We start from the raw sequence: 10077 nt of genomic DNA on the forward strand, positions 1-10077 counted from the left end.
ATCCAGAGCGGTTTACGCGAGCTCTGGATTGCTTCGCTTCGCTCGCAATGACGCCGTGGTTCACGCTGAACGCAAAATTCGATTGGCAAGCGGCCGCCGCGTAACCACATAGGCGGCCGTCGCGAATAGCGGCCTGTCCATGTCAGGGGTAATCCATGAGCGATTTCGACTACGACCTTTTCGTCATCGGCGCCGGATCGGGCGGCGTGCGTGCCTCGCGCGTCGCGGCCTCGCACGGCGCGCGCGTCGCGGTGGCGGAGGAATATCGGGTCGGCGGCACCTGCGTGATCCGCGGCTGCGTTCCCAAGAAGTTGCTCGTCTATGGGGCGCATTTCGCCGAGGATATCCACGACGCGCGCAAGTTCGGCTGGGACGTGTCCGACTGCACCTTCGACTGGCAGGTGCTGCGCGACAATGTGCTCGCCGAGGTCGACCGGCTCGAAGGGCTTTACGGCCAGACGCTCGACAACCATAAGGTCACGCTGTTCCGCACGCGCGCGACCGTGATCGGCCCGCAAAAGGTGCGGCTCGCCGACGGGCAGGAACTGACTGCGGAACGCATCCTGATCGCGACCGGCGGCTGGCCGCATGTCCCCGAATTTCCGGGCAGCGACCATGCCATCACCTCGAACGAGGTCTTTCACCTCGATACGCTGCCGAAGCGGATCGTGATCGCGGGCGGCGGCTATATCGCCAACGAATTCGCGGGCATCTTCAACGAATTCGGTAGCAAGGTGACGATCGTCAATCGCGGCGACACCATCCTGCGCGGCTATGACGAGCAGATTCGCGACCGCCTGCTCCAGATTTCGATGACCAAGGGCATCGATTTCAAGTTCAACGCGCCGTTCCGCTCGATCGAGAAGAAGGGGGACAGCTCGCTGATCGTCCACCTCGAAAATTGTGAGCCGATCGAGGCCGACGCGGTGCTGATGGCGACCGGCCGCGTGCCGAACACCAAGGGGTTGGGGCTGGAAGAGGTCGGTGTGGACCTCGATGCGCAAGGCGCGATCAAGGTCGATGCGGCGAACCAGTCGTCGGTGCCGAGCGTCTATGCCGTCGGCGACGTCACCAACCGCATCCAACTCACCCCCGTCGCGATCCGCGAGGGGCAGGCGTTCGCGGACTCGGTGTTCGGCGGCAAGCCGACGCGCGTCGATTATGCGAATGTCCCGAGTGCGGTGTTCAGTCATCCGCCGATCGGCGCGGTTGGCATGACCGAGGCGCAGGCGCGCAACGAACTGGGTTCGGTGCGCATCTACACCAGCGATTTCCGCGCGATGAAGAACGTCCTGGCCGGGCGCAACGAGCGCGCGCTTTACAAGATGGTGGTCAATGAGGCGACCGATCAGGTCGTCGGCCTCCACATGATCGGCCCCGACGCGCCCGAGATATTGCAGGCGGCCGCGATCGCGGTGAAGGCAGGGCTGACCAAGGCCGATTTCGACGCGACGGTCGCGCTGCACCCCAGCATGGCCGAGGAACTGGTGCTGATGAAATGAGGGGGCGTCCCGGCGGAAGCTCCGATCTTTCGTCATTGCGAGCGTAGCGAAGCAATCCAGGGCGGTTTACGCGCGCTCTGGATTGCTTCGCTAAGCTCGCAATGACGAGAACAGGGGATAGCCGCCGGTAACAACGCTATTGCCACGTCGATGAGGGCGGGGATGATGAATGGCGGTCATGCGAAGCATCTGCTATTCTTCCCGATGCAAGCGAGGGAGGGATCGCATGGCGGGCACGGCACTGGTCACCGGCGGCAGCGGCTATATCGCGGGCTTCCTGATCCGGCAGTTGGTCGAGAATGGCTGGACGGTCCACACGACCGTCCGCAGCCTCAAGCGCGAAAGCGAGGTTCGCGGCTGGCTGAACGTTCCCGCCGACAAGCTCCGCTTCTACGCCGCCGACCTCGAACAGGATGCCGGCTGGGCCGAGGCGATGGCGGGGTGCAGCCATGTCGCGCATGTCGCGTCGCCCTTTCCGCTCGGGGTGCCGAAGCACGCCGACGAACTGATCGTGCCCGCGCGCGAGGGGGCGCTGCGCGCGCTGCGCTTCGCAAAGGCGGCGGGGGTGACGCGGTTCGTCCTGACCTCGTCGATGGCGGCGATCGCCTATGGCCATGGCGACGGCGGCGGCATCTATAGCGAAGCCGACTGGAGCAATCTCGATAACCCCGCCGTGATGCCCTATCCGCGCTCGAAGACGGTCGCCGAGCGCGCCGCGCGCGACTGGGTGGCGACCGAGGGCGGCGCTATGGAATTCGCCTCGGTCAATCCCGCCGCGGTGTTCGGGCCTTTGCTGTCGGACGATCTGTCGACCTCGATCGAGCTGGTGAAACAGCTTCTGGAAGGCAAGGTGCCGATGTGTCCCGACATCGGCTTCGGCATCATCGACGTACGCGACGTCGCGGATCTTCACTATCGCGCGCTGACCGCGCCCGGTCTCCGCGACGAGCGCTATGTCTGTTCGGGGCCGTTCCTGAAGATGATCGACGTCGCGAACATCCTGACCGCGAACCTCGGCGAACAAGCGCGGAAGGTGCCGACGCGCCGGATGCCCGACTGGCTGCTCAAGCTGTTCGCGCTGGTGCGGCCCGAACTCAAGCAGCTCGTCGCCGAACTCGGCAATGTCCGCGGCGGTGACAGCCGCCACGCGATGGAAACGCTCGGCTGGACGATGCGCCCGCCCGAGGAGGCGATCCTCGCGACGGCGCACAGTCTGATCGAGCGGGGGATCGTGAAGGGATGATCCCTCCCGTAAGCGGGAGGGACGGCGCTAAGCGATCGTCGGAATAATGCCGCCTTCGGCGCGGATCGCGGCACCGTTGGTGACCGCGGCCAGCGGGCTCGCGAGGTAGGTCACCAGCGCCCCGATCTCGTCGGCCTCGATCAGGCGGCGGATCAGCGACAGCGGACGCAGTTCGTCAAAGAAGGCCTTTTCGCGTTCGGCTTCGGAGGCATCGGGATTCGATACGACCGAACGGATGAAATCGACGATCCCTTCGGAGCGCGTCGGGCCGGGCATCACGGTGTTGACGGTGACAGCTGTTCCGCGCGTCTGTTCGGCAAGACCGCGCGCGATCGCGAGCTGGGCGGTCTTGGTCGTCCCGTAATGCACCATCTCGGCAGGCGGCAGCAGGCCGCTCTCGCTGGCGATGAAGATCACGCGGCCCCAGTTGTTCTCGAGCATCTTCGGAAAATAGTGGCGTACCAGACGCGCGCCGCTCACGACATTGACCTCGAAAATATGGTGCCAGTCGGCGTCGCTGATCTCGGTGAACGGCTTGGCCTCATAGATGCCGAGATTGTTGATGAGAATATCGACTGCGGGAACCGCGGCGATCAGCGTTTCGGCGCCTTCTGCGGTGGCCGGGTCGGCAAGGACGGCGCGAATTTTACCCGAAGCGGCCAGTTCGGCGGCCGCTTCGTCGAGTTTCTGTCGATTGCGTCCGGTGATGACGACGTCCACGCCTTCCTCGGCGAGGTGCCTGGCGATCGCGAAACCGATACCGGCGGTCGATCCGGTAACGAGAGCGGTCTTGCCCTTGAGTTTCAGGTCCATGGGAAATCCTTTCGTGTCTGCTGCTGTTCGATGCGCCGAAGATAGCGTTGCGCACCATTGTTGATTAGAATGCGCTTCATCATTTTAGTGATGATTCAAAATCAGGAATGGCGATGGACAACCGATTCGGCGATATCGAGACCTTTCTGGCGGTAGCGAGCGGCGGCAGCCTTGCCGCGGCGGCGAAGGCGCTGCGGTTGACCCCATCGGCGGTCAGCCGCAGCATCGCGCGGCTCGAACAGCGCCTCGGCGTTGCGCTGATGCGCCGGACGACGCGATCGCTGGCGCTGACCACCGAAGGACAGGTATATCGCGAGCGGATGAGCGTGTTGCTCGCCGATATGGCGTCGGTTGAGGCGGGGCTGGGGCAGGAGGCGCAGGGGCCGCGCGGGCTGCTGCGGATCAACGCCTCGCCATCGATCGGTGCGATAGGGTTGCTGCCGATCCTGCCGCGCTTTGCCGAGCGCTATCCCGCCATCGTCATCGATCTCACCTTGTCCGACGCGATCGTCGACCTGGTCGAGGAACGCGCCGATGTCGCGATCCGTATCGGCCCTTTGCGCGATACACGGCTGCGCGCGAAGAAGCTCGGACACAGCCGGATGATGCTGGTCGCAAGCCCCGGCTATCTCGCGCGGCGCGGAACGCCGCAAACGCCCGGCGATCTCGACAGGCATGATTGCTTGCGGTTCAGCTTTCGCCGTTCGGTCGACACTTGGTCCTTTCGGATCGCCGGCAGGATCGTGCATCGGCCCGTTCATAGCAGCTTCTTCGGTAATTCCGGCGAGGTCGTGCGGCAGATGGCGGTCGCCGGCGGCGGGATCGCCCGGCACGGGCATTTCCATGTCGCGCCGGACATAGCCGCTGGGCGGCTCGTCGAGGTGCTGCCCGGCTACAGCTCCGGCGATGGCGAGGATATACACGCGCTCTACGCGCCCGAGGACCGCGCGGCCGCGCGTATCCGCGCCTTCCTCGATTTCCTCGATACCGAACTGGTGATCGCGCCCTAGCCGATGCGGTACGGCACCACCCCGCGCCGGTCGGGGTCGACGAGGATCGGGCGGTCGCTCGGCGGAAAGGCGCGCTGGTCGCAATCGTCGCGCGGGCAGATGCGGCACGACAGGCCGATCCGCGCCGCCGCTTGCGGAGCCTCGACATCGACCCCGTCGGCATAGACGAAATCACCGGCATATTGCGCCTCGCACCCCAAAGCGACGGCATAGCGGCGCGGCGCGCGCGCGTAGCTGCCCGACGGCTTCACCAGCCCTTTCGCCATCGACACATAGCGCAGCCCATCGGGCGTCTCGGCGAGCTGGAAGAGGATGCGGTCGGGGATCGCCGCCGCCTCGTGGACGACCCACAGCGGGCAGGCGCCGCCGAAGCGCGCGAATTGCAGGCGCGTCGCGCTGTGGCGCTTGGTGATGTTGCCCGCCATGTCGACGCGGCAGAAGAACATCGGGATGCCGCGCGCGCCGGGACGCTGGAGCGTGGAGAGACGGTGGCACGCCTGCTCGAAACTGACGCCATATTCGAGCCGCAGCCGGTCGATGTCGTGGCGCACCGCGCGGGCGCTGGCCCGGAAAGGCGCATAGGGCATCAGCACCGCGCCCGCGGCATAATTGGCGAGGCCGACGTGGAGAAGCTGGCGCGCGGCCGCGGTGCGCAGCGGAGACGCCTCGACCACCGCCGCGATCTCGTCGGCGAGCGCGAGCGCCGCGAGCTGGTGCGCGAGCTGGAAGCGGCGGCTTTCGGGCGGCTGCGACGGATCGATGGCCAGGTGGCGCATCGTCGCGTCATAGTCGCGCAAGGCCTGTGCCTGATTATAGACGATCGAGATGCCGAGCGCGTCGCGCAGCCGCCGCTCGATTGTCTCGATCGCGGGGGAGGGCGAAGCGCCGCGCAGGCCCTGCGCCAGCGTCTCGGCGGCGCGGTCGATGCTGTCGACATAATTGCCCGCATCGTGGAACCAGTCGCGCACCTCCTCCCACGGCAGGCGGCTGCCTTCGGCGGTGCCGCCGGTCAGCGCTTCGTCGATGATCTGGAGCCGCTGCCCCGCGCGGCGATAGGCGGCGTGGAGCGCGACGAACTGGTCGGCGAGTTGCGGCTGCTGCAGCGCAGCGCGTTCGAGCTGATCGGGGGGGAGCGGCGATGCGGCGAACAGCGGATCGGCGGCGGCCTCGCGCAGCGCCCCGGCGCGGCGGTCGCCGGCGTCGGCGGCGACTTCTTCCCATTCGAGCGGGAAGAGCTTTTGCAGCCGATCGAGCAGCGCCGGGGTCAGCGGGCGGTCGTCATGCTCGATCTGGCTGAGATAGGAGGTCGAGATGCCGAGCGTCGCGGCGAAATCGGCCTGGCGGATGCCGCGGTCGTGGCGAAGCTGGCGCAGGCGGCTTCCGGCGAAGATGCGTTGGCGGGTCACTAATCCTCCCCTGAAAGGGGAGGGGGCCACCCGAAGGGTGGTGGAGGGGCAGGGGCGTCATGATCCCTGCCTGACAGACCATGCAAGCCGCCTGTGCCCCTCCACCATGCTTCGCATGGTCCCCCTCCCCGTGTCGGGGAGGATAGTTTGCAAACTCTTACTTTGCAACTTTGCAAATTCACATTTGCATCGACGGCATAATGCGGGCAGGCGACGGTCGAATATCTGTTGGAGAGCCGCATGTCCGCCAATATCACCGAAATGGAAGCCCGCCGCGCCGCCGCCGCCCTTGGGGGCGGGCAAAAGCGCATCGACGCGCAGCACGCCAAGGGCAAGCTGACCGCGCGCGAGCGGCTCGATGTGCTGCTCGACCACGGCTCGTTCGAGGAACTCGACACCTATGTCGAGCATGATTGCGTCGATTTCGGGATGCAGGATCAGAAAATTCCGGGCGACGGCGTCGTCACCGGATCGGGGACGATCAACGGCCGCCTCGTCTATGTCTTCAGCCAGGATTTCACCGTCTTCGGCGGCTCGCTGTCGAAGCGCCATGCCGAGAAGATCTGCAAGGTGATGGAAAAGGCGATGCTCGCCGGCGCGCCGGTTATCGGTCTGAACGACAGCGGCGGCGCGCGCATCCAGGAGGGCGTCGCGTCGCTCGGCGGCTATGCCGACGTGTTCCAGCGCAATGTGCTCGCGAGCGGCGTCGTGCCGCAGATCAGCCTGATCATGGGGCCGTGCGCGGGCGGCGCGGTCTATTCGCCCGCGATGACCGACTTCATCTTCATGGTGAAGGATTCGAGCTATATGTTCGTCACCGGCCCCGATGTCGTGAAGACCGTCACCAACGAGGTGGTGACGCAGGAAGAACTCGGCGGCGCGATCACCCACACGACCAAAAGCTCGGTCGCCGATCTGGCGTTCGAGAACGACATCGAAGCGCTGCTCGCGGCGCGCGATTTCTTCGACTATCTGCCCGAGAACAACCGCAGCGGCGTCCCGGCCCGGCCGACCAGCGACCCCTATGATCGCGAGGAAAAGAGCCTCGACACGCTGATCCCGCCCAACGCGAACCAGCCCTATGACATGCACGAACTGATCCGCAAGACGGTCGACGAAGGCGATTTCTTCGAGGTGCAGCCGGCGCACGCGGGCAACATTATCTGCGGTTTCGGCCGTATCGAGGGGCGCACGGTCGGCATCGTCGCGAACCAGCCGCTGGTGCTTGCGGGCGTGCTCGACATCAATTCGTCGAAGAAGGCGGCGCGTTTCGTCCGCTTCTGCGACGCGTTCGAGATTCCGATCGTCACCTTCGTCGACGTCCCCGGCTTCCTGCCCGGCACCGCGCAGGAATATAACGGCATCATCAAACATGGCGCGAAGCTGCTCTTCGCTTATGCCGAGGCGACGGTGCCCAAGATCACGGTGATCACGCGCAAGGCCTATGGCGGTGCCTATGACGTGATGGCGTCGAAGCATCTGCGCGGCGATTTGAACTATGCGTGGCCGACCGCCGAGATCGCGGTGATGGGCGCGAAGGGCGCGGTCGAGATCATCTTCCGCAGCGACATCGGCGACCCCGAAAAGATCGCCGAGCGCACCAAGGAATATGAAGACCGCTTTGCGAACCCGTTCGTCGCGGCGCAGCGCGGCTATATCGACGAGGTGATCTACCCGCACTCGACGCGCCGCCGGATCGCGCTGGGGCTACGGAAGCTCAGGAACAAGCAGCTCGAAAACCCGTGGAAGAAGCACGACAATATTCCGCTGTGATGGACGAGTTGAGAGGCCTCGCTATCTATATCGCGCCGCTGATGCTGATGATCGTCGCTTTGCCGGCAACGACAGTGATTTCGGCTCGACGGACTGGCGAACTGAAAATTCCTCGTCGTGGCAGGCAGGAGTTCGTTCTTCGCCGATCCGAAGATCCAGCGCGATTCGATGCCGAGCTTGGTTTTCTTCAGAAAGTGACAGTCGCAATAGGGCTGCTTTTCGTGGCGACATTGGCATGGATATTTTTCGGATGAAGCGCGGCCGTCTCAATCAATTCCTTGCCGAAAGCGGGAGTGTCGAGGTGCGTTGTGACCCTCGGCACATCGTCGCTATCGGGGTGGAGGCAAGAACGGGATGCGGCTAGTCTGCCGCGATGGTCTTGATTTTCCAATGAGGTTTGAAAATGCGTAACGCCTTTCTCGCTCTTCTGATGGCTCCGGCCCTGCTGGCTGCGCCCGCCGCATCGGCGTTCGATCCTGACACGCCGGTCGGGGCGACAAAGGAGGCGTTTCCGGTCGTGCTCGGCGATGACGAGGATACGACGATCGACGCGGCATTCCGCGCCGCCTTCGCGCTTCCGAAAGGCGCCAAGGCGGAGGCCGAGCGGGTGATCGACGATCGCAGCTATCATTTCCGTCCCGTCGCGATCCATCTGCTCGAAGATAATACCGGCGTGCTGCTGAGCGTCGGCGGACTCGACGATGCGGGACATAGTGAGGGCGGCCTCAACGCGATCCATTATTTGAAATCGAGCCCGGCGGGCTGGGTGAAGCAGGGCGAATGGATCGACATCGGCGCGGTCGGCACCGTGGGGAATGGCGCGACGAGCTGGGTCTTTACCAGCCTGCTCGGCCGCAATCCCTATCTGGTCACCGAAGGCGGCGGCGTGTGGCAGGGCTGCGCGATCGGCTCGGCGGTCGTCACCGAGCTGACCCCCGACGGCCCCGTCGATCGCGGCGGTTTCACCGATTCGATGAGTTCGGGCGCCGGGATCGGTCAGACCGAACAGACCTATGACGGGCGGATCGTTGCCGCCGTTCCGGACAAGAGCTTTACCGTCGCCTACACCGGCACGCGGTCGTTCAAGCAGCAATATGTGCTGAAGGACGGCAAATATGCGCTGGCCGGCAAGGATCAGGTTCCGGGTTGCTGAGGAGAAGATGATGAAACTGGGCCGCCTCAACCATATCGGCGTCGCGACGCCGTCGATCGCCGACAGCATCGTTTTTTACCGCGACGTGATGGGCGCGACGAAAATTCACGAGCCGTTCGACCTGCCCGATCAGGGCGTGAAAGTCTGCTTCGTCGATACGCCCGGCGCCGATGGCGCTTTGAACGGCACGCAGATCGAGCTGGTCGAACCGCTGCCCGGCAACACCTCGATCGCCGGCTTTCTCGAAAAGAACCCGGCGGGGGGGCAGCATCATATGTGCTATGAGGTGCCCGACATCCACGCCGCCAAGGCCGCGTTCGAGGGACAAGGCAAGCGCGTGCTGGGCGAACCGCGGATCGGGGCGCATGGGACGCTAATCTTCTTCGTCCACCCGCGCGACATGGGTGGGGTGCTGACCGAGATCATGGAGACGCCGAAGGGGGCGCACTGACCTTTCATTCATCGTCACCCCGGACTTGATCCGGGGTCCCGCTAGCGGGTGTTGCAAAGCGGGATGCCGGATCAAGTCCGGCATGACGAAAAGTAGAGAACGAGACTGCATATGACCGACAAGCCGACCATCGACCAATGGGCCGCTGCTGCCGACAAGGAAGTGAAGGGCAAGGATCTGACCTGGGCGACGCCCGAGGGGATCGACGTCAAGCCGCTCTATACGGCTGAGGACGTGACCGCCGATCCCGGTCTGCCCGGCTTCGCGCCTTTCACCCGCGGCGTGCGCGCGTCGATGTATGCGGGGCGGCCGTGGACGATCCGGCAATATGCGGGCTTTTCGACCGCCGAGGAATCGAACGCCTTCTATCGCCGCAACCTTGCGGCGGGGCAGAAGGGGCTCAGCGTCGCTTTCGACCTTGCTACACACCGCGGTTATGACAGCGACCACCCGCGCGTCGTCGGCGACGTCGGCAAGGCAGGCGTCGCGATCGACAGCGTCGAGGATATGAAGATCCTCTTTGACGGCATCCCGCTCGACCAGATGTCGGTCAGCATGACGATGAACGGCGCGGTGATCCCGATCCTCGCCTTCTTCATCGTTGCGGGCGAGGAGCAGGGGGTCGAGCGCAAATTGCTCGACGGGACCATCCAGAACGACATCCTCAAGGAGTTCATGGTCCGCAACACCTATATCTATCCGCCCGAACCCTCGATGCGGATCATC

The 10077-nt window shown here is 64.7% G+C and carries 10 protein-coding genes; 8 read left to right on the top strand and 2 right to left on the bottom strand.

Annotated elements, in window-relative coordinates:
* Window positions 1–155 precede the first annotated feature (155 nt).
* Window positions 156–1502: a glutathione-disulfide reductase gene (gene gor / locus OJI97_RS06675; protein ID WP_297662277.1), complete on the top strand. Its 1347-nt coding sequence runs from the start codon at window positions 156–158 to the stop codon at window positions 1500–1502.
* A 226-nt stretch (window positions 1503–1728) separates the two neighbouring features.
* On the top strand, window positions 1729–2745 hold the full coding sequence (locus OJI97_RS06680) for an NAD-dependent epimerase/dehydratase family protein (RefSeq protein WP_297662278.1): 1017 nt from the start codon (window positions 1729–1731) through the stop codon (window positions 2743–2745).
* Window positions 2746–2772: 27 nt separating this feature from the next.
* Here OJI97_RS06680 and OJI97_RS06685 read toward each other — a convergent pair whose 3' ends face one another.
* Complete coding sequence (locus OJI97_RS06685) at window positions 2773–3558, bottom strand: SDR family NAD(P)-dependent oxidoreductase (protein WP_297662279.1); 786 nt, start codon at window positions 3556–3558, stop codon at window positions 2773–2775.
* A 113-nt stretch (window positions 3559–3671) separates the two neighbouring features.
* On the opposite strand from OJI97_RS06685, the gene OJI97_RS06690 reads away from it, so the two are divergent.
* Window positions 3672–4568, top strand: a complete 897-nt coding sequence (locus OJI97_RS06690) for a LysR substrate-binding domain-containing protein (RefSeq protein WP_297662280.1) — start codon at window positions 3672–3674, stop codon at window positions 4566–4568.
* Here OJI97_RS06690 and OJI97_RS06695 read toward each other — a convergent pair.
* Window positions 4565–5974 (bottom strand): short-chain fatty acyl-CoA regulator family protein, encoded by a 1410-nt coding sequence (locus OJI97_RS06695; protein WP_297662281.1) that lies wholly within the window; start codon window positions 5972–5974, stop codon window positions 4565–4567. The genes OJI97_RS06690 and OJI97_RS06695 overlap by 4 nt on opposite strands.
* A 240-nt stretch (window positions 5975–6214) precedes the next feature.
* Here OJI97_RS06695 and OJI97_RS06700 point away from each other — a divergent pair, with 240 nt between their 5' ends.
* The 5 genes from OJI97_RS06700 to OJI97_RS06720 form a co-directional block, all read left to right on the top strand.
* Window positions 6215–7747: an acyl-CoA carboxylase subunit beta gene (locus OJI97_RS06700; RefSeq protein ID WP_297662282.1), complete on the top strand. Its 1533-nt coding sequence runs from the start codon at window positions 6215–6217 to the stop codon at window positions 7745–7747.
* On the top strand, window positions 7747–8001 hold the full coding sequence (locus tag OJI97_RS06705; RefSeq protein WP_297662283.1) for a hypothetical protein: 255 nt from the start codon (window positions 7747–7749) through the stop codon (window positions 7999–8001). Before OJI97_RS06700 ends, OJI97_RS06705 begins: the two co-directional genes overlap by 1 nt.
* A 176-nt stretch (window positions 8002–8177) precedes the next feature.
* Entirely contained in the window at window positions 8178–8900 is a 723-nt protein-coding gene (locus tag OJI97_RS06710) for a hypothetical protein (RefSeq protein ID WP_297662284.1), read from the top strand.
* A gap of 10 nt (window positions 8901–8910) precedes the next feature.
* Window positions 8911–9351, top strand: a complete 441-nt coding sequence (gene mce / locus OJI97_RS06715) for a methylmalonyl-CoA epimerase (RefSeq protein ID WP_297662285.1) — start codon at window positions 8911–8913, stop codon at window positions 9349–9351.
* Window positions 9352–9462: 111 nt separating this feature from the next.
* A partial coding sequence (locus OJI97_RS06720) for a methylmalonyl-CoA mutase family protein (protein ID WP_297662286.1) occupies window positions 9463–10077 on the top strand: 615 nt, incomplete at its 3' end.

Origin of the sequence: Sphingopyxis sp. (assembly GCF_025869345.1) — a bacterium.
Taxonomy (GTDB): Bacteria; Pseudomonadota; Alphaproteobacteria; order Sphingomonadales; family Sphingomonadaceae; genus Sphingopyxis.